The 18962-nt window shown below is 48.3% G+C and carries 18 protein-coding genes; 10 read left to right on the top strand and 8 right to left on the bottom strand.

The window, feature by feature from the left end; all coding sequences use genetic code 11:
* Nucleotides 1-912: 912 nt before the first annotated feature.
* The 6 genes from MHM95_RS02690 to MHM95_RS02665 form a co-directional block, all read right to left on the bottom strand.
* Entirely contained in the window at nt 913-1197 is a 285-nt protein-coding gene (locus MHM95_RS02690) for a hypothetical protein (RefSeq protein WP_235418873.1), read from the bottom strand.
* 14 nt (nt 1198-1211) lie between these two features.
* Nucleotides 1212-2150, bottom strand: a complete 939-nt coding sequence (locus MHM95_RS02685; RefSeq protein ID WP_022945972.1) for a LysR family transcriptional regulator — start codon at nt 2148-2150, stop codon at nt 1212-1214.
* Between the two features lie 61 nt (nt 2151-2211).
* Nucleotides 2212-3918, bottom strand: coding sequence for a bifunctional isocitrate dehydrogenase kinase/phosphatase (gene aceK, locus MHM95_RS02680; protein ID WP_235418874.1), 1707 nt, complete (start codon nt 3916-3918; stop codon nt 2212-2214).
* Between the two features lie 65 nt (nt 3919-3983).
* The gene (locus MHM95_RS02675; protein WP_239384145.1) at nt 3984-4466 is read right to left on the bottom strand and encodes a DUF4124 domain-containing protein; all 483 of its coding nucleotides are present in this window, start codon (nt 4464-4466) and stop codon (nt 3984-3986) included.
* A gap of 115 nt (nt 4467-4581) precedes the next feature.
* Entirely contained in the window at nt 4582-6072 is a 1491-nt protein-coding gene (locus tag MHM95_RS02670; protein ID WP_022945969.1) for a DUF3413 domain-containing protein, read from the bottom strand.
* Nucleotides 6073-6076: 4 nt separating this feature from the next.
* Nucleotides 6077-6289, bottom strand: coding sequence for a DUF1414 domain-containing protein (locus MHM95_RS02665; protein ID WP_022945968.1), 213 nt, complete (start codon nt 6287-6289; stop codon nt 6077-6079).
* Between the two features lie 62 nt (nt 6290-6351).
* Here MHM95_RS02665 and yejK point away from each other — a divergent pair, with 62 nt between their 5' ends.
* Nucleotides 6352-7362: a nucleoid-associated protein YejK gene (yejK, locus tag MHM95_RS02660; RefSeq protein ID WP_022945967.1), complete on the top strand. Its 1011-nt coding sequence runs from the start codon at nt 6352-6354 to the stop codon at nt 7360-7362.
* A 101-nt stretch (nt 7363-7463) separates the two neighbouring features.
* On the opposite strand, the gene rne is transcribed toward yejK, so the two are convergent.
* A complete protein-coding gene (gene rne, locus MHM95_RS02655; RefSeq protein ID WP_239384143.1) occupies nt 7464-10688 on the bottom strand; it encodes a ribonuclease E in 3225 nt (1074 codons plus the stop codon).
* Between the two features lie 637 nt (nt 10689-11325).
* Here rne and rluC point away from each other — a divergent pair.
* Together rluC and MHM95_RS02645 are read left to right on the top strand one after the other, a co-directional pair.
* Entirely contained in the window at nt 11326-12282 is a 957-nt protein-coding gene (gene rluC / locus MHM95_RS02650) for a 23S rRNA pseudouridine(955/2504/2580) synthase RluC (RefSeq protein WP_045978430.1), read from the top strand.
* Nucleotides 12275-12925, top strand: coding sequence for an HAD-IA family hydrolase (locus MHM95_RS02645; protein WP_022945963.1), 651 nt, complete (start codon nt 12275-12277; stop codon nt 12923-12925). The genes rluC and MHM95_RS02645 overlap by 8 nt, the downstream gene beginning before the upstream one ends.
* Here MHM95_RS02645 and MHM95_RS02640 read toward each other — a convergent pair.
* Nucleotides 12914-13501: a Maf family protein gene (locus tag MHM95_RS02640; protein WP_045978429.1), complete on the bottom strand. Its 588-nt coding sequence runs from the start codon at nt 13499-13501 to the stop codon at nt 12914-12916. The genes MHM95_RS02645 and MHM95_RS02640 overlap by 12 nt on opposite strands.
* A 120-nt stretch (nt 13502-13621) precedes the next feature.
* Between MHM95_RS02640 and yceD the strand changes: the two genes are divergently transcribed.
* From yceD to fabF, 7 genes are all read left to right on the top strand, one after another.
* The gene (gene yceD / locus MHM95_RS02635; RefSeq protein WP_022945961.1) at nt 13622-14146 is read left to right on the top strand and encodes a 23S rRNA accumulation protein YceD; all 525 of its coding nucleotides are present in this window, start codon (nt 13622-13624) and stop codon (nt 14144-14146) included.
* A gap of 10 nt (nt 14147-14156) precedes the next feature.
* Nucleotides 14157-14327: a 50S ribosomal protein L32 gene (gene rpmF, locus MHM95_RS02630; RefSeq protein WP_045978428.1), complete on the top strand. Its 171-nt coding sequence runs from the start codon at nt 14157-14159 to the stop codon at nt 14325-14327.
* An 11-nt stretch (nt 14328-14338) separates the two neighbouring features.
* Entirely contained in the window at nt 14339-15373 is a 1035-nt protein-coding gene (plsX, locus tag MHM95_RS02625) for a phosphate acyltransferase PlsX (protein ID WP_022945959.1), read from the top strand.
* A gap of 79 nt (nt 15374-15452) precedes the next feature.
* On the top strand, nt 15453-16382 hold the full coding sequence (gene fabD / locus MHM95_RS02620; RefSeq protein WP_151172576.1) for an ACP S-malonyltransferase: 930 nt from the start codon (nt 15453-15455) through the stop codon (nt 16380-16382).
* Between the two features lie 12 nt (nt 16383-16394).
* Nucleotides 16395-17141, top strand: coding sequence for a 3-oxoacyl-ACP reductase FabG (gene fabG / locus MHM95_RS02615; protein ID WP_022945957.1), 747 nt, complete (start codon nt 16395-16397; stop codon nt 17139-17141).
* A 242-nt stretch (nt 17142-17383) separates the two neighbouring features.
* Nucleotides 17384-17620: an acyl carrier protein gene (gene acpP / locus MHM95_RS02610; protein WP_022945956.1), complete on the top strand. Its 237-nt coding sequence runs from the start codon at nt 17384-17386 to the stop codon at nt 17618-17620.
* Between the two features lie 85 nt (nt 17621-17705).
* Complete coding sequence (gene fabF, locus MHM95_RS02605) at nt 17706-18944, top strand: beta-ketoacyl-ACP synthase II (protein WP_045978427.1); 1239 nt, start codon at nt 17706-17708, stop codon at nt 18942-18944.
* Nucleotides 18945-18962: the final 18 nt, after the last annotated feature.

Here is an 18962-nt window from a genome sequence, read left to right as displayed (position 1 = left end):
GTAAGGCTTTTAGCCTTACACAGAGTTTAGTCAGGCTCAAGCCCGACCTACAGGAGTGTGTTGTAGGCAAGGCATTGGCCTTGCTATTGTCAGGCTAAAGCCCGACCTACAAGGGGGTTATTTGTAGGCAAGGCATTGGCCTTGCGGTTGTCAGGCTCAAGCCTGACCTACAGGAGTGTGTTGTGAGCAACGCAATGGCCTTGCGGTTGTAAGGTTCAAGCCCGACCTACAGAAACTTGTTTGTAGGCAAGGCAATGGCCTTGCGGTTGTCAGGCTAAAGCCCGACCTACAAGGGGGTTGTTTGTAGGCAAGGCATTGGCTTGCGGTTGTCAGGCTGAAGCCCGACCCACAGGGGTGTGTTGTAGGCAAGGCAATGGCCTTGCGGTTGTCAGGCTAAAGCCTGACCCACAACAGGGGATTGTTTGTAGGCAAGGCATAGGCTTGCATTTGTCAGGCTAAAGCCCGACCTACAGGAGTGTGTTGTAGACAAGGCGTTGGCCTTGTGATTGTCAGGCTAAAGCCCGACCCACTGGAGTGTGTTGTAGGCAAGGCGTTGGCCTTGCGATTGTCCGGCTCAAGCCCGACCTACAGGAGTGTGTTGTAGGCAAGGCGTTGGCCTTGCATTTGTCAGGCTAAAGCCAGACCCACAGAAACTTGCTTGTAGGCAAGGCGTTGGCCTTGTGATTGTCAGGCTAAAGCCAGACCAACAGGGGATTGTGTTGTAGACAAGCTGTTGCCTTGCGGTTGTCAGGCTAAAGCCAGACCCACACGAGTGTGTTGTAGGCAAGGCGTTTGCCTTGCGGTTGTCAGGCTAAAGCCCGACCTACAAGGGGGTTGTTTGTAGGCAAGGCATTGGCCTTGCGATTGTCAGGCTAAAGACCCAACCGACAGAAATGCTTGCGTTACTATTCCCTACTTACACTTTATTTGCTGCTCACCGAGGTGATATACGTTATTAACGGCGACATAGCCACCAGAGAGAATGGCGGTGGCGGGCAGAAGTATCGGCGTGAGTAATATCCCAGAGAGGGAATAATAAGTGTTCGTCTCTTCAGCTACGTTAACAATGCGCAAAGTCTTCTTGTCTGACGAGAGTTCACACTTACGCTCTACATAAGGGGTATCGCTGGGCATCACAACGCAGGCGCTAGAGATGATACACAGCGTGGCTACAACGACTGATTTAAGGTATTGCATCGTAGTCTCTTCGATTAAGCTAGTTCATCAGCGACTTCAGCTATTTTTTGCCGTAACCATACGTGGCTAACGTCGCGGTGTAATAGCGGCGACCAAATCATATCCAACTCAAAAGGCGCAATGGGGAAAGGCGGCTCTAAAATGGTAAGCCCGGGATCGTCTTTGTAAATTTTTGCGGCTTTGGAGGGCAAGGTGGCAATGAGATTTTGCTCCTTGGCCAAATGAATAGCGACGTGGTAATTACGGGTAAAGGTGGCGATATTTCGATGCTTACCAAAATGTGCTAAGGCTTCGTCCACCCACCCGAGTTTTTGCACATCCTCTGGGTCCATGCCCACGCCCACACCAAAACCGGTTTTGCTGACCCAAATATGGCGGGCATGAAGATAACTGTCGAGGTTAAAGTTATTTAAAATCGGGTTGTCTGATTTGACCAAACACGAGAAACTGTCCTTCCAGATACGTTTATGATGAAACGACTGAGGCAGTTTTTCAAAACGGTTAAGCGCCATATCAACCTTGCCATTTTCAACATCATGAAAAGTCACATCACTGGGCGTAAGAATATCCAAAGTGGTATCCGGGGCTTCCTCATGTAACTTACTCAGTAATCGTGGAGCCAAAGTACTGGCGGCGTAGTCACTGGCCATCATGCGAAACACACGCTTACTGCTTTGCGGCTCAAAGTCGCGATTCGGTGCAAGCGTTTCCTCTAACGTCATGAGCACGCCACGGATCACGGGTTGCAGCTCCAGTGCGCGCTCAGTGGGAACCATGCCCTCACTGGTGCGCACCAGCAGCGGATCATTAAGCAAATTTCGTAAGCGTTTTAAACCATTACTCATTGCCGGCTGAGTAATACTCAACTGATTCGCGGCCTTTGTGACATTGCATTCGCGAAGCAAAGTATCAAGATAGACGAGTAGGTTTAAATCAATCTTATTTATATTCATTACTTGCTGCCATTTTTATTATTTATGCCTAGTGTAGCTTAAAGGTGGCTAAGAAAACACACTACCAATGATGTATAAAGCGTTGGCACTGTGGGTAGGGATAAACCTGTTTATACTCACCTTGAGTGATTTTAGCTTGTGCTTGGCGCCAGTAGGCGGGGTCGAGAAGCTCAGGGTGAGTGGCCAGTAGTGCTTGTTTGTGCACCGGGTTGGGTAATACAAAGGTGCTTAGCTGCTCGGGGAACACATCGTTAGGTGCGACCGACAAAGTGCTTTCTTCGCCGCAGGCATCGTCATGGCCAAGCTCGCGAAACTGCATATCGGTGAGGTACTGCACTTCGTCATAGTCATAAAATACCACGCGGCGATGTTTCGTCACGCCAAAGTTTTTTAATAACATATCACCGGGAAAGATATTGGCGGCAATCATATCTTTGAGTGCTTGGCCGTATTCATCAATGGCTTGTGCGGCTTTAGTACCATCCACTTCCTGCAAGTATAAGTTCAACGGCGTCATACGGCGCTCAATATACAAATGCTTGATGATGAGCATATCGCCTTCAATACGAATAGAGTTGGCGATACTCGCCTTAAACACCTCAAGCAGTGGCGCGCTAAAGCAGCTCAAAGGTAAAGCAACATCTGAATATTCCAAGGTGTCCGCCATGCGGCCAACACGGTCATGGCGCTTAACCAACTGGTAGCGCTCGAGCACTGTTTTACGGCCAAAGGGCTTGCTTGAGCCAAAGCGATCACGGATCACTTTAAACACATAGGGAAACGAGGGCAGGGTAAATACCATCATCACCATGCCGGGGGTGCCGGCGGCCAATTCAAACTGCTCATGAGCGTGACCCATATGCTCGAGTAACTCGCGGTAGAATTCTGTCTTACCTTGCTTATGAAAGCCAATGGCATTGTAGAGCTCGGCTTTGGTTTTACCGGGCATCAACTGATTGAGAAAGTGTACCAGCGCCGAAGGAGCATGAGTTTGCACCATAAAATAAGCACGGGCAAAGCCAAAAATGACCCGCATTTGCGACGACCGAGTCAGCAAGGCATCAATATACAGGCCCTTGTTACCATCATGAAGCACGGCGATGACAAAGGGTTGCGTGCCTGTTTGCGAAACCACACGACCGACAATATAGGCGGCCTGGCCGCGATAAAAGGGCGCTTGTAAAATATCAAAGCGCATTTGATAACTTTGCACATGGGTCTCGGGCGCTTGTTTGATAAAGGCTTTCACTAATAGACGAATGTCTCTATCGAGATTGGCAAACGCACAGCCAAACTCAAATTGCGTAATGATTTTGCGAATAGTCGGCTTAAGCCCCTCGGTGACTGGAAAATAACTACGATATTCGGCTTCCACTGGGAGCGCGGGAGCATCGGCAAGCGTGGCTTGCACAAAGATAAAGTTATTATGGTAATACTTGCGATGGAACAAGCGACAAAATACCGAGTTATAAAAGGTTTCGGCCAGCTCTGCTTGAGGGTGAAAAGTGAGGAAAGCGCGGTAACATTCTTTGGTTTGGGTCCATAAACTGGCCTGCTCAGCCGGGTCACCGACGCAATCGCGAAGCTGCGCTACAGTCTCATTCACGCGTTTGTCGTAGTAACTAATACGCTTACTGGCGATGGCGCGCATTTGGCTCCAATCGCGCTCAGCAAAAGCCGCAGGAGCTTGAGCTGTTATTGATTGAAACAACTGATAGTGATGGTGAAAGCCATCAAGAATGCGTTGCGCTACGGCCTGTGCTTGCACTGGGATCCCTCTTAGAGTAGAAGCTCTAAACTAGACTATGCCAAGGGCAAGCTATGGTGCAAGCCTTATTGATATTTTTTTAACGACTTTTCTAATTGCGCCAAACGCTTTTCCGTTTGCTTAATGCGTTCGTTGTAGCGCTGCTCAATCCCTTTGATGTTAGCATTAACTTCTTTTTTCAGGGCTTTGCGCTCATCATCAGACATTAAGCGCTCTAAACGCTGTTCTTCGGCAAGTGTTTTAGCGCTACGTTCACGTTTTAAAATAACCAGCCGGTGTTTAGTTGAACGTAACTGCAGTTCGATATTATCTCGGCGCTGTTCTAGCTGTAGCTCGGTAAGTTGCTTTGAAAAGTTGTTATCAAGCGGCTTAATTTCGACATTGGAGTGACGTACTTCATGCTCTTGTGCCTGCTCATCACAGGGAAGCTGGCTAAACGTCGTGCCATTTTTTGTCTCGCATTTATAGTAAACGGTATTAGCCGTAGCCTGTGTAGCGACGGCCGCACACATTGCCAAGGCAGTGGCAATAACTCTTTTCTTTGTCACTTTGATACCTCTGATCAGACCTCATTCATTTTTTAATATAGATGAACTAAAAATGAATGTCACTAAACCAATACTAAGGTATGAAAAAGGTTCAATCAGTCACGCTCAGCAGTACCTACTGAGCGTTGAATTTCTTCAGCTGCTTTAAGCCTTGAATAAGGAAGGGAATATCAAGCTGTTGATCAACGCCAAAGCCCTCGGTGGCGGAAATGTGTTTATAACTACCGTCGCTGTTGAGCAGCGTAATGCGGTCTTTACGCATGGCAATAAATACGCCCTGCGAGTAATTGATATTCGCCATGGCGTCAGTGTGAGTCAGGCTGTTAGCGATAAGGGCGGCGCGAGCTAACTCATCGCAGCCCCAATATTCGCTCAACACTGTGGCGATAATATCTTGTGGCTGGGCAATCAGCGTACTCTGTTGTAGCTGAGGGTCATTGCTCCATAGCTGTGAAATAGCGGTGATACGAGAAGGGTGCTCAGCCTCCAAAGCAAAGGCAAACACCTTACGCTGGCCATCTAGTGGTGCGGTATTATCCTGATCGATCCGCACTCGAGGCGACGGATCGCTGTGGATAAAACGGTAGGCATCGATATTGGTATCGAAGGTGATGGGTGTGCGACGCCACAGAGGGTCAATACTGTCTTTAGTGAGACTCTGACGGTAGTAGCTAGGCAGCCCATACACTAAATTGAACAATGCATCTTGCTTGGCAACCGGGTGTAATAGCTTTGCTGCAGGTTGTAGCGCAGGGTTTGCAGCAACAAACTCGGCTAGTTGCTGGGTGGACGAGAACACCCGAATATCGACTTGCGGCGCATCGGCGTCAAGTTCACAGCTCGGTAAGGTTGCGGGCATGACAAAACTAACAGTTGGACCATTAACATTGACCTGGCGTGCTTGCTCATATTGCTCAAGATCTAATAAGTCGTTTTTTGCCAGTAGCGACTTGGCTGTTGTCGGATAAGACAGGGGTAACATATTGTCTTGTTTAGTAATATCAAACTCGAGTGCAGCGTCCGCCCAAATATGAATACTGTGGCTTAGCGCAAAACACAGCACCAACGAAGCGGAGATATATCGGCCAAAACGAAGTCGTTTTAACTGCGCTAGGTGATGCCAAGCATAATTACTTATCAGCAACTGATAGGCGAGTATCATCAAAATTAGGGCGCTCACCAGCAAGGTTGACAACGCGGGCGTGTTGGTTACGTTGCGCCAAAATAACGATAAGATCTCCCCCAGTGCACTGTAATTTAGATGATATCCGAGGTTGTAATACACAAACGCATCGACCGCCAGTAGCGTCATACCTGCCGTGGCAAGTACCGAGGCCATACCGCGAATATGTCTGGGATAGGGGAAGATAAGTGACAGTGGGAAAATAGTCAGCACAAAGGCTAAAAAGGTAATAAAGGCGGTGTGGCTGAGCCACGTAACCACCATATAAACACTGCCAATAGCTGTTGTTGGGGCGGCATCAGCAAAGAGGTAGGCAAGGCTAATAACCAGCGCAAGACCAATATTCGCCAAGGTAAACCAATGGCCCCAAGCAAGAAGCTGACTCGCTTTTGAGGCGAATTGATTTTGCGCAGATAAGTTCATTTCCTTACTTTACCGAGTCGGCAAGGGCGTTGGCAAAGTTTTGTGCAACTGAGGCCCTTTTTGCTTCGGGCACATGCTCTTTAATAATATGCGTGATAGTATTGCCCAAACACATCAGGCTTAAATCTACCGGCGCCTTCTTTTCGGCAAGGACAGCAACTAGCTGGTCGACAAGTTGTTCTACTTCTTCATTAGTATATTTAGATAACGCTGGCATCGGTGGATTTCATACTGATTATATATTCTTGTATTTTAACACCGCAGGAGTGAAAAACAAAGATGAGCACTGAGGTTAAAAAGCTGGTTGTGCACTACGTCGACAAAGAAGACGACAGTACCCAAATTCATTTGCGCAACGACGAAATGCCAATTAATGATCGTGTAAACGTGTTTATTGAACAGCTCCACCATGCTTATAACGGCAAACCTGGAAAAGGCTTTTGCGCCTTCAGCCCTGAGAAAAGCAGTGTGGTTGCCAGCAGTATGCAAAGTTATCGAAATAACGAGTTGGGATTTTGGCAGGTTACCGAGCAAGCGGCGAGTGTGCTAAAAGAAGAGCTCGATAAATACGCTTTCAATGAAAGTGGTTATTTAGTTTTTTGCCATTATCAATATGTCGCCAGTGACTATATTTTAATCGCGCTTATTAATATTAAAGAGCATTATACTATTACCTCCGAGCTTGATTTGGCGGCGTCTCGCCATTTAGATATTACCCGCATGCAATTGGCAGCGCGTATTGACCTTGCCGCGTGGGATACACAGCCCGAGGATAATCGCTATATCTCCTTTATTAAAGGTCGCGCTGGGCGCAAAGTGGCCGACTTCTTTTTAGACTTTTTAGGGTGCGAAGAGGGCATTGATCCGAAGCAGCAAAGTCGCTCTATGCTTAGCGCCGTAGAAGATTACTTAAGCGAGCAAGAGCTAGATAAAGAAGAAAAGGATGAGCGCCGCCGCGAGGTGTTTGACTACTGTAGCGACAGAATCAGTAGTGGTGAAGATGCCAACATTGAAGACATAGGACGCGCTATCAGCAAAGATGATGAGCAAAGCTTTAACAGCTTTTACGAGCAGCAAAGCTATGATTTGGCTGAATCTTTCCCGGTGGATAAAAAGACCGTAACCGGCATGGTTAAACTCTCGGGCATGGGTGGCGGCGTGAGCGTGGGGTTTGAGCGCAAGCATCTAGGCGAGCGAGTGATTTATGATCCAGTCAACGACACCTTGACAATCAAGGGCGTGCCGCCAAATTTAAAAGACCAACTCGATCAGCTCGGTGATGAGTCTTAGTACTATACAGTGGGGTTAACGTCCACTGGTAACTGAGCGTTATAGAGATACAAAAAAGCCGCTGTGAAAACAGCGGCTTTTTTTATGATGGTACAAGCGCCTTAGTCGTTGACTGTCTGTGCTTGATGCTCATCTTGGTGTGTAGCATGTGCCACCTTGGTGTCTGTCGACACTGTCTTCGGCGTTGCTGCATCGGCATAAGCATGGCCTACCGGTGCAACCGAACCAGGCTTCAATGTGCTGCTTTGTAGCGTCATACGTGCTTCGCTTGGCATGGCTTTCGGCACTTCAGAAGCAGCCACCAATGCCACCGCTTGCGGTTGTGTCGCAGGCGCACTGGCATGACCTAAAGCTTTGCTTATAGCGGGTGTTACCGCTCGCTGTGGCTCAGGTGCAGGCTCAGCTGAAGGCTCAGCCGTTTCTTGCTTAACAACGGCTGCGGGTGCAGGTTCAACTGACGGCTTATCTTCTGGCTCTAATGACGCTTGCGGTTCGCTCTCAGGCTGTTTCGCTTCGCTAGATGCGGATGCTTCAGCGACTTCAGTCTCAGGCTGCTGCGCAGGTTCTCCAGATTCTACCTCAGCAACGCTTTGCTCAGGCTGTCCCTCGGCTGCTGGCTCATCAGTATCAATGATTTGCTCAGCGGCAGGAGCGGTCTCTTCTTGCACGGCCGCAACCGGAGCTGCTTCAGCTTCTATAGCCGGGGCCTGCTCAGCGGTCTCTTGCGTACCGTTAGTTGGCGCTGTCTCTGCTGCTGCGTTGTCAGTGGCTGCAGTCGTTTTTGTATCGTCGTTCACTTGCTCTGGTGTGTCATCGCTTGGTTGTTGCGACTGCTCAGCCATGGCTTGATCTGCGACGGGTACAAATGCCGGTGAATCACTGTCACCTTCTTGCTTATCACGACGGCGGCGTTGACCCGCAGCGCGTAAGTGACGTGGTGAGCGGCGAGTACGGGTACGACCCTCTTTTTCACCTTCACCTTGCTCATTGCTCTGCGCTTGTTCGTCAATGGTTTGCGGTGCTTCGTCAAGCGATGCTTTCTTTGCAGCCACATCATTGTGCTTGTCCGCAGTATTTTGCTGCTTTTGCTCTTTACCTTGTGTTGGCTTGGTTGGCTTATCCGCCTTCTCAAGTGCCTTTTCTGGCTGAGCCACAGCTGCTTGCTGCTCAGGGTTTTCAACAGCAGCTACTGGCTTCTCTTCGCTAGCAGTGTTGTTCTGAGTGTTTTCTACCCGTACCTTTTTACGCAGGTTGCGGCGTTGGCGACGCTGCTTTGGCTTCGCTTGCTGTTGCTCGTCGCTTTGCGCGTCCTTGGCAGTGTTCGCAACATCTTTATTTTCTTGCTCGTTGGTGGTGGTGTTGTCGTTACGGTTATCGCGACGACGGTTTTGACCGCCACGACGACGCTTATTGCGATTACCACCGCGCTCGTTTCGATTATTGCTTTCTTCAGCCTTATCTTTATCTTGCTCAGCAACCTCGGCGTTTTGCGTGCGCGGACCTTTTGGCTTATTGCGCGATTGGTTATTACGACGACGCTGGTTGTTGCGGCGACGATCACCACCGCCACGACGCTCGTTATTGCTCTGTTGTTTACGTTGTTTATCTTGCTCTGGCTGCTCTTGCTCATCACTAAACAAGCTCTTCAACCATTGCCCGATACGGCTTAGTAAACCTGGCTCTTCTGTGGCTTTGGATTGCGCTTTAGGGGCGCTCACTGGCGCCGGGTCCTTCGGCATAACCACACCCTTAAGCACAGGCTCTTCGCGCTTCGGTGCGACAGGTGCGCGTGAGTACTCGACTGCTTCCGCCTCAGGCTCAGCAATCTGCTCGTAGCTAGCCGCTTCTAAGGTTTCATCTTTACGTAAACGCACTACTTCATAGTGAGGTGTTTCCATGTGTTGGTTTGGAATGATCACTACATCACAGTTATGACGTTTTTCGATTCGTTGTACGCTGCGGCGTTTTTCATTTAACAGGTAAGCACCGACGGCTACAGGGACCTGGGCATTCACTTGCGAGGTGTTGTCTTTGATTGCTTCTTCTTCAATCAAGCGCAAAATTGAAAGCGCAATGGATTCGTTTGAGCGGATTGTGCCTTGGCCACTGCAGCGTGGGCAGGTGCCTTGGCTCGCCTCACCAAGAGAAGGGCGCAAACGTTGACGCGACATTTCCAACAGACCAAAACGTGAAATCTTACCGATTTGCACGCGGGCACGGTCTTGGCGTGCAGCATCTTTTAAGCGGTTTTCTACTTCACGTTGGTGACGTGGAGGAGTCATATCGATAAAGTCGATTACGATCAGGCCACCAAGATCACGCAGGCGCAGTTGACGGGCGATTTCATCGGCCGCTTCTAAGTTGGTGTTTAAGGCCGTTTCTTCGATATCACTGCCTTTGGTTGCCTTTGACGAGTTGATATCAATAGAAGTCAGGGCTTCAGTTGGGTCAATAACGATTGAACCACCTGATGGTAAGCGTACTTCACGCTGGAACGCTGACTCAATTTGGCTTTCGATTTGGTAATGAGTGAACAAAGGCACATCGTTTTGATACAACTTTACACGGCTCATGAAGTCAGGGCGGAAGCGCTCAATATGCGCTTTGGCTTCTTCGAATACCTTTGGCTTATCAATTAAGATTTCACCAATATCACGGCGTAAGTAATCACGAATAGCGCGGAAAATCACGTTGCTTTCTTGGTGAATCAAGAAAGGGGCTTTATCGCTATCGGCTGCTTCTTTGATTGCTTGCCAGTGAACCAGCAGGGCCTTAAGGTCATAGTCAAGCTCTTCGAATGATTTACCAACACCAGCGGTGCGGACAATCAACCCCATGCCTTTAGGCAAATCTAAGCGGCTAAGTGCGTCTTTTAATTCGGCACGCTCTTCACCTTCAATGCGACGAGAAATACCGCCGGCGCGAGGGTTATTCGGCATCAGTACAAGGTAGCTACCAGCAACACTAATAAAGGTAGTCAGAGCCGCGCCTTTTTGACCACGTTCTTCCTTATCAACCTGAACAATGACTTCTTGACCTTCTTTGATCACGTCTTTGATGTTTGGGCGACCGTTGAAGGTATAACCGCTAGGGAAGTAAGTACGAGCGATTTCTTTTAGAGGTAAGAAACCGTGGCGTTCGGCGCCATAATCAACAAAAGCGGCTTCAAGTGAAGGTTCGATACGGGTAATTTTACCCTTGTAAATATTGGCTTTTTTTTGTTCGTGTCCAGGGCTTTCGATATCTAAATCATACAGGCGCTGGCCATCAACCAGTGCAACGCGCATTTCTTCTTGCTGCGTCGCATTGATTAGCATACGTTTCATATTGTTACTCTTAAATTCTGTGCATAGTGCCCGACCACTTAGGTCTTTCGGCGCTCTTATTTTTGTCTTCGGTGCAGTCTCACGACTGGGCTTTTAACGCAAAAGCTTAACGTTCTAGTTTCACCTTGTGTTGCAACTGGCGATAAAAATAGCAGCCAATAGGGCCTTATTTGCCACGCTCAATGCGTGGACTTTACGCAGTGCAGTTTATCTTCAACAAGATGACTGTGTCGTTTTTACCGATACACCTTCACGGTGGTCGATAGCATTATGTTCATTGTCTACATTAGTGGTATTTGCCCTAAGCATGTGCTTAATCAAAGCAAAAACCCATCGTTTTATTGTTCGTTTCCGCTTGCCCTTTTGGGCGCTTGCCACTTGCGGTCGCAGCCAGCGAAGCAATCTATTACGCGCATTGCTTGCTACTGCCGTCACGTGGGTTCTGGGTGATAAAAGCTGTGGAAATACGAGCTCGAATCTGTATGATCGCTTTCCCAGAATGTGTTTCACGCAAGTTTGGCCTAAGCCAATGGCAACGTAAACAACTACCGCTTAACGGTGGTTTTACGTGCTTGGATTATCCCATTAAAACCGCTGCGTTAGCAACTAAATTATGACTCAAATCAGTGATTAGGCAATGAAAGACTCCATAGGCACTCAGGTAAGCTTTGTAACCGTCGATGAAGACTATAGCGGACAGCGCATCGACAACTTTTTGATTACCAAACTAAAAGGGGTGCCCAAAAGCGCGGTATACCGTATTTTACGCAAAGGCGAAGTGCGGGTGAACAAAAAGCGGGTGAAGCCGGTGTATAAGCTGCAAAGCGGCGATACGGTGCGCATTCCGCCGATAAAAATTGCCGAGCGTCCAGAGCAGCAGGTACCTACTAATCTTGATAAAGTGAGCAAGCTTGAAGACGCTATTTTATTCGAAGATAAGTACCTTATTGTCATCAATAAACCCGCAGGTATGGCGGTGCATGGTGGTAGTGGCTTAAGTTTTGGCTTGATAGAGGCGTTACGAGCGCTGCGACCGCAGGAGAAGAGCCTGGAATTGGTGCACCGCTTAGACCGTGACACTTCCGGGTGTTTATTGATTGCTAAAAAACGCGCGGTGTTAAAAGGCTTGCATGAGCAACTGCGAGAAAAAACCATGGAGAAAAACTATTGGGCGCTGGTTGCCGGACAATGGGATGCTAAGGTGCGCAATGTGACTGAGCCGCTCAATAAAAACACTCTGCAATCCGGTGAGCGAGTGGTGCGGGTTGACCATGAACGGGGTAAAGCGTCCCATACTCGTTTTCGCGTGCTCGAGCGTTTTGAACAGTGCTCCTTGGTACAGGCATCGCCAGTGACCGGGCGGACTCACCAAATCCGCGTGCACACCCAGTGCAAAGGCCACCCCATTGCCTGTGATGATAAATATGGCGAGCAAGTATTCGATACCGCGATGCGCGAATCAGGCCTGAACCGCTTGTTCTTGCACGCTCGCGAGCTGCGTTTTATTCATCCTAAAACGGAAACCACTTTGGCACTTGAAGCACCGTTAGACAAGGCATTAACGCATTGCTTGGAGAAGTTACGTCGTGCTTAATAGCAAAGAGCTTATTATTTTTGATTGGGACGGCACGGTGATGGACTCGGTAGGCAAAATTGTTGCCACCCTGCAAGGCGCTGCGCGTCATTTTAGCGTGCCAGAACCCACCGATGAGGCCGCTAAGAATATTATCGGGTTGAGCTTAGAAACCGCGATTGCCACGTTATTTCCCGAGCACAGTCAACTCCACACCGACCTGGTGGCGCGCTACAAACATCATTATGTGTATGAAGATAATACGCCAACGCCGCTTTTTGCTGAGGTTGAAACGACCCTTGCAGCGCTTAAGAGCCAGGGTTATCGGCTGGCAGTGGCAACGGGTAAAAGCCGCAAGGGGTTAGACCGTTTACTCGCTGAGTCTCAGTTGACTGATTACTTTGAGTATACGCGCACCAGTTGTGAGGCTCATTCAAAACCACACCCCGATATGCTCGAGCAAATTTTAACAATGTGTGATGTCAGTGCTGATAAAGCACTGATGATTGGGGATACGCAAATTGATATGCAACTGGCGGCCAATGCCAAGGTCGATGCCGTGGGAGTCACCTTCGGGGTGCATAATGCCGCGCAGTTGCAACAGTTTTCCCCCGTTGCAACCGTCGATCATTTCAGCGAGTTGCGTACGTTATTACAGCGCTAGCGGGTCAATTTGCCAATTCAGTAGCATGGTGTTGAGTTGCAACAGCGGCAGCCCTATTAGGCTATTAGCGTCATTACCTTGCATGCGGGCAAATAAACAAACTCCTAAGCCTTCGCTTTTAAAGCTGCCTGCGCAATTGAGCGGTTGCTCTTTAGCAATGTAATTGGCAATTTGCTGCTCGCTTAGGGTGCGAAACTGCACCGTAAAAGGTTCGACAACCACCTGGGTCTTATCCGTTTCTAAATCAAGCAATGCCAGCGAAGTTAAAAAGGTGACTTCATCGCCACTAAAGCGCGCCAGTTGTTGCTGAGCTCGAGCAACCGTATGCGGTTTTCCTAAAATGTCACCTTGATGCACAGCGACCTGATCAGAGCCTATTACGATGCCTTTGTTATAGTGTTGGTGCGCGGCATTGGCTTTGGCGAGGGCGAGGCGACGCACTAATACTTCAGGGGCTTCATTGTGTTCAGGTGTTTCATCAATATCTGGGGAAAAATGAGTGAATTCAGGGATAATTTTTTTTAATAATTGCTGCCGAAATGGCGAACTAGAGGCTAAGATAAAAGCTAATTTCATGGCCCGATCATCGATTTGTTAAACATCGGCCTTAGAATACGGCGCAATCGGGCGAAAAACAAAAGGAAAGTCGAATTTTATTTTGACTCTACTAGCAACTATCTATATGATGCAGCCCCTATGCAAAAGGTGAAGATTCCCGTCACCCTTGACCCGGGCAGGGCCGCAACACGCAAGTTAGAATATGACGGCGTGATTCGGCTTGAAGAACTTTCTCGATTCGAGCAAGTTGTGCTGGACTCAAGTGGTGAGATAGCGGTACATGTTCATTGCAAACATGACGAGCAAGGTTTAACGGTGCTGTCGGGGTCGATTAAGACCACGGTGACACTAACCTGTCAGCGTTGCAATGAAGAGTTTAGGTTGGATTTGGATCAACACTTTGCTTATACGCCAGTTGGCATAGGTGCAGAGTCTGGTGATCTTCCGGATTACTATGATGTCGTGGAGCTAGATGAGAACGGCGAAGTCAACCTTCGGAAATTAGTGGAAGATGAGTTGATATTGGCTATTCCTATCGTGCCTATGCATGACGAAGCATCTTGTCGATACTCTGAAGAAGCGAAAAGCTTTGGAGAGATCGAGGCAGAAGATGAAAAACCAAATCCATTTGAAATTTTGAAACAACTTAAGAAAGATTCTTAGGAGAAGGCTAATGGCGGTACAAAAAAGCAAAAAGTCTCGTGCAAGACGTGGTATGCGTCGTTCACACGATGCGATCAGTGGTCCAGCTCTAACAGTTGATAAAGTGACTGGTGAAACTCACCGTCGTCACCACGTCACTGCAGACGGCTACTACAAAGGCGTTAAAGTAGTTTCTAAGTAAGAGATTGCTTTATGCAACGCAGTCTAACCATTGCGTTAGATATGATGGGGGGCGATTACGGCCCCCGTTCATCTATCCCCGCCGCAGTTGAAGCGGTTCATCTACATCCAACACTTACCCTGATCCTCTGCGGTAATGAGCAGTTATTACAAGAGCAACTTTCTCAGCTCGATGCACTGCAACATCCACGATTAAAAATTCAGCACTGCACGCAAATTGTCACCAATGCTGACGAGCCAGCTTCTGCGCTGCGTAACAAAAAAGACGCATCGATGCGTATTGCCCTAGATTTAGTCAAGCAAGGTAAAGCGCAGGCTTGTGTTAGTTCTGGGAATACCGGCGCATTATTTGCTATGGCCCATTATGTGCTGAAAATGCTGCCTGGTATTAAACGCCCAGCGCTGATCTCATCGGTGCCCACTGAGACCAAAAAACCGGTTTATTTACTTGATTTAGGCGCTAACGTTCACTGTGATGCCCATACTTTGTATCAATTTGGCATCATGGGATCGGTGGTTGCTCGCGAGTCACAAGATATCGAGCACCCCCGTGTGAGCTTGCTTAATATCGGTTCGGAAGATATTAAAGGTCATGAAGGCATTAAAGAAGCGGCGCAGATGATGCAAAAGAACCCCGCGCTTAATTACACTGGTTACAGCGAGGGCAGTGATATTTTTAGCGGCAAGTCAGATGTGATCGTGTGTGAGGGCTTTGTCGGTAACGTGGCACTCAAAACCTGTGAGGGCATCGCTAAATTGATTATGCACAAGATGACGCGTGCATTGAAAAAGCATTTGCTTTATCGCGGTTTGGCGCTAATTCTTATGCCTGTCATAAAAAAAATATATAAAAAGGTGAACCCCGACCAGTATAACGGTGCATCTTTGGTAGGATTGCGCGGTATAGTGGTTAAAAGTCACGGAAATGCCTCAGCGAGTGCATTTCTTGCGGCAATTAATGAGGCTGTAAGGGAAGTGCAACGACAGTTGCCAGAGAAGATACAAACGGCCTTTGCAGAGCATGAACCCATGCAAGACGCGAGTTAAGCGCTGCGCCAACCTCCCTCCTCATTAACTGCCTGCCAATATTCGCGAACATCGCTAAAACAAACGAAAAGAGCAGCATATGTCTGAAAAAATCGCAATTTTATTTCCAGGTCAAGGCTCCCAGAGCGTTGGTATGTTAACTGAGCTATTGGCTGAGTCGAGCACTGTGCAAGAGACCTTCCGTGAAGCGTCTGATGCCCTTGGCTATGATTTGGCTGACTTGGTACTTAATGGTCCACAAGACAAGCTAAACGAAACCCATCGTACGCAACCAGCACTACTGTGTGCATCAGTGGCTATTTTCCGCCATTGGCAACAGCAAACAGATCAAGGGCACGAGTTGGTGCTTGCTGGGCACAGTCTAGGCGAGTATTCAGCGCTGGTGTGTGCTGGGGTATTAAGCCTGGCCGATGGCGTGAAACTCGTAGAAAAACGCGGCCAATATATGCAGCAGGCGGTTCCTGCTGGCGTCGGCTCAATGGCTGCGATTATTGGTTTAGATGATGATGCAATTGCCAAAGCGTGTGCCCAGAGCGCACAAGGTCAAGTGGTTGCACCGGTGAATTATAACTCACCAGGCCAAGTGGTGATTGCCGGTAACAAAGAGGCGGTAGAGCGCGCCAGTGAAGCCTGTAAGGAGGCCGGAGCGAAACGTGCATTGCCACTTGCTGTGAGTGTGCCGTCGCATTGTGAGTTGATGAAGCCAGCGGCAGAGCAATTAAAGGCTGATTTAGATGCGTTGGCGTTGCAGGCACCTAAATACAGTGTCATTAATAATGTTGATGTCAGTGCCGAGCAAGACATTGAAGCAATCAAAGATGCCTTGGTCCGCCAACTGTATTCGCCTGTACGTTGGACTGAAACCATGCAAGCTATTGCAAAGCAGGGCGTGACACAAGCGTATGAATTTGGCCCAGGTAAAGTACTTACAGGGCTGGTGAAACGAATTGATAAATCAGTTGCATGCAGTGCAGTGAATGACATCGCCAGCATTGATGCAGCGAAATAAAAGAGAACAATGATGGCAAATTTATTTTCCTTAGAGGGCAAAGTTGTATTAGTAACGGGCGCCAGCCGAGGTATCGGTAAAGCGGTCGCTGAACTATTAGTAGAGCAGGGCGCAACGGTTGCCGGCACCGCGACCAGCGACAACGGTGCAGAGAAAATTTCTGCATACTTAGGTGAAAACGGTAAAGGCTACAAGCTGAATGTTACGGACAGTGATTCTATTGCTGACACGTTAGCGGCCATTAAAGCTGATTTCGGCGATCTTGATGTGCTTGTTAATAATGCCGGTATCACCCGCGATAACCTCTTAATGCGCATGAAAGACGATGAGTGGCAGGACATTATCGACACCAACTTGTCGGCTATTTATCGTTTATCGAAAGCGGTGTTGCGGCCAATGATGAAGAAAAAGTCAGGGCGTATTATTAACATCGGCTCGGTTGTTGGCACCATGGGTAATGCTGGGCAAGCAAACTATGCCGCTGCCAAAGCGGGTGTTATCGGTTTTTCAAAATCCTTGGCCCGTGAAGTGGCTTCGCGCGGTATTACCGTAAACGTTGTGGCTCCAGGTTTTATTCAAACAGATATGACTGATGAGCTGACTGATGAGCAAAAAGCGGCTACGCTTGCCAATGTACCGGCAGGACGTTTGGGACACCCGTCTGAGATTGCCGCTGCGGTTTGTTATTTAGCCTCTGATGCGGGCGCATACGTTTCTGGTGAAACTTTGCATGTAAATGGCGCAATGTACATGGTGTAAAGGCTAAAACAGCCGTAAAAAGGTCGCAAAAACTCGGCTCAAAACGTTGAAGTTTTTGTGATCTTGCTTTAAACATACTTGAAATCGCTGTGAAAATGGGCGATAAAAGGGCAACTTTTGAATCTTAGAGGTTTGACCAGCCAAAAAACTCTGGGCAAATCCTTGAATCAGACAAATATGCTGCGTAAACTACGCCGCAATCTGAAAAATAACGCAATAGCGTTTAAATAAAGGAAAGAAGAATGAGCGACATCCAAGAACGCGTAAAGAAAATCATCGTTGAGCAGCTAGGTGTTAAAGAAGAAGAAGTAAAGCTTGAAGCGTCTTTCGTTGACGATCTAGGTGCGGACTCTCTTGATACTGTTGAGCTAGTAATGGCGCTAGAAGAAGAATTCGATACTGAGATCCCAGACGAAGAAGCTGAGAAGATCACTACAGTTCAAGCAGCTATCGATTACGTTACAGCTCACGCTGAGTAATCAACGCATTTCTATTTAAGGGCAGCATTCAGCTGCCCTTAGTCTATCTGAGACTCCCATCACATATTCCCTTTTGGAGGACACCGTGGCTAAACGTCGAGTCGTAGTGACTGGCTTAGGTATGCTAACGCCGCTGGGTAACGATGTAGCGTCTACCTGGCAAGGCTTATTAAATGGACAAAGTGGCATAGGCCCTATCACCCATTTTGATACAACAGATTTTGGCACCAAGTTCGCCGGTTTAATTAAAGATTTTGATGCCACTGATTACATGGCAAAAAAAGATACCAAGAAAATGGATTTATTTATCCAATATGGTATCGCTGCAGGCCTTCAGGCGTTGGACGATTCTGGCTTAGAAATCACCGAACAAAATGCTGATCGCGTTGGTGTAGCTGTAGGTTCTGGTATTGGTGGCTTGTCTCTGATTGAAGAAAACCACGAAAAGCTGCTAAATGTAGGCCCACGTAAACTGTCGCCTTTTTATGTGCCATCGACCATTATTAATATGATCTCTGGCCATCTTTCAATTATGAAAGGTCTGCGTGGACCGAATATCTCAATTGTTACTGCCTGTACGACCGGTTTGCACAATATTGGTCATGCAGCGCGTATGATTGCCTATGGCGATGCCGATGCCATGCTTGCCGGTGGTGCTGAAAAAGCATCTACGCCAATGGGTATGGGCGGCTTTAGCGCCGCACGAGCGCTCTCCACTCGCAACGACGACCCGCAAGCGGCGTCACGTCCGTGGGATAAAGACCGCGATGGTTTTGTACTCTCTGATGGTGCAGGTGTGATTGTGCTTGAAGAGTATGAGCATGCTAAAGCGCGAGGCGCTAATATTTATGCTGAGCTCGTCGGTTTTGGTATGAGCGGCGACGCTTTCCATATGACTTCGCCGCCAGCGGATGGTGCCGGCGCCGGTTTATCAATGGCCAATGCTATAAAAGATGCAGCCGTGAACCCAGAACAAGTGGGTTATATCAATGCGCACGGAACGTCGACTCCTGCAGGTGATAAGGCAGAGACCCAAGCCGTGAAAAATGTCTTTGGGGATGCCGCCAATAAAGTCATGGTCGGCTCTTCAAAGTCAATGATGGGGCACCTTCTAGGTGCGGCGGGTTCTGTTGAATCAATCATTACTATCCTATCGCTGCGCGACCAGCAGGTGTCACCGACCATTAATTTGGATAACCCGGACGAGGGCTGTGATCTTGATTACATTGCCCATACTGCGCGAGATGCAAAACTTGATTATGCGCTGTGTAACTCGTTTGGCTTTGGTGGTACTAACGGTTCATTGTTATTCAAAAAAGTATAAAGTGAATCCCTAGTTACG

Source organism: Pseudoalteromonas sp. CnMc7-15, from assembly GCF_022347925.1.
GTDB classification, from domain to species: Bacteria; Pseudomonadota; Gammaproteobacteria; order Enterobacterales; family Alteromonadaceae; genus Pseudoalteromonas; species Pseudoalteromonas ruthenica.
The sequence above is the reverse complement of the archived record's forward strand: the minus strand, read 5'-3'. Positions and strand labels throughout refer to the sequence as shown.

Excerpts from the sequence above, each read along its gene's own strand:
- MHM95_RS02690 (WP_235418873.1), bottom strand. The coding sequence starts at position 1,197 with ATGCAATACCTTAAATCAGTCGTTGTAGCCACGCTGTGTATCATCTCT.
- MHM95_RS02685 (WP_022945972.1), bottom strand. The coding sequence starts at position 2,150 with ATGAATATAAATAAGATTGATTTAAACCTACTCGTCTATCTTGATACT.
- MHM95_RS02670 (WP_022945969.1), bottom strand. The coding sequence starts at position 6,072 with ATGAACTTATCTGCGCAAAATCAATTCGCCTCAAAAGCGAGTCAGCTT.
- MHM95_RS02665 (WP_022945968.1), bottom strand. The coding sequence starts at position 6,289 with ATGCCAGCGTTATCTAAATATACTAATGAAGAAGTAGAACAACTTGTC.
- yejK (WP_022945967.1), top strand. The coding sequence starts at position 6,352 with ATGAGCACTGAGGTTAAAAAGCTGGTTGTGCACTACGTCGACAAAGAA.
- rne (WP_239384143.1), bottom strand. The coding sequence starts at position 10,688 with ATGAAACGTATGCTAATCAATGCGACGCAGCAAGAAGAAATGCGCGTT.
- rluC (WP_045978430.1), top strand. The coding sequence starts at position 11,326 with ATGAAAGACTCCATAGGCACTCAGGTAAGCTTTGTAACCGTCGATGAA.
- MHM95_RS02640 (WP_045978429.1), bottom strand. The coding sequence starts at position 13,501 with ATGAAATTAGCTTTTATCTTAGCCTCTAGTTCGCCATTTCGGCAGCAA.
- yceD (WP_022945961.1), top strand. The coding sequence starts at position 13,622 with ATGCAAAAGGTGAAGATTCCCGTCACCCTTGACCCGGGCAGGGCCGCA.
- rpmF (WP_045978428.1), top strand. The coding sequence starts at position 14,157 with ATGGCGGTACAAAAAAGCAAAAAGTCTCGTGCAAGACGTGGTATGCGT.
- plsX (WP_022945959.1), top strand. The coding sequence starts at position 14,339 with ATGCAACGCAGTCTAACCATTGCGTTAGATATGATGGGGGGCGATTAC.
- fabD (WP_151172576.1), top strand. The coding sequence starts at position 15,453 with ATGTCTGAAAAAATCGCAATTTTATTTCCAGGTCAAGGCTCCCAGAGC.
- fabG (WP_022945957.1), top strand. The coding sequence starts at position 16,395 with ATGGCAAATTTATTTTCCTTAGAGGGCAAAGTTGTATTAGTAACGGGC.
- acpP (WP_022945956.1), top strand. The coding sequence starts at position 17,384 with ATGAGCGACATCCAAGAACGCGTAAAGAAAATCATCGTTGAGCAGCTA.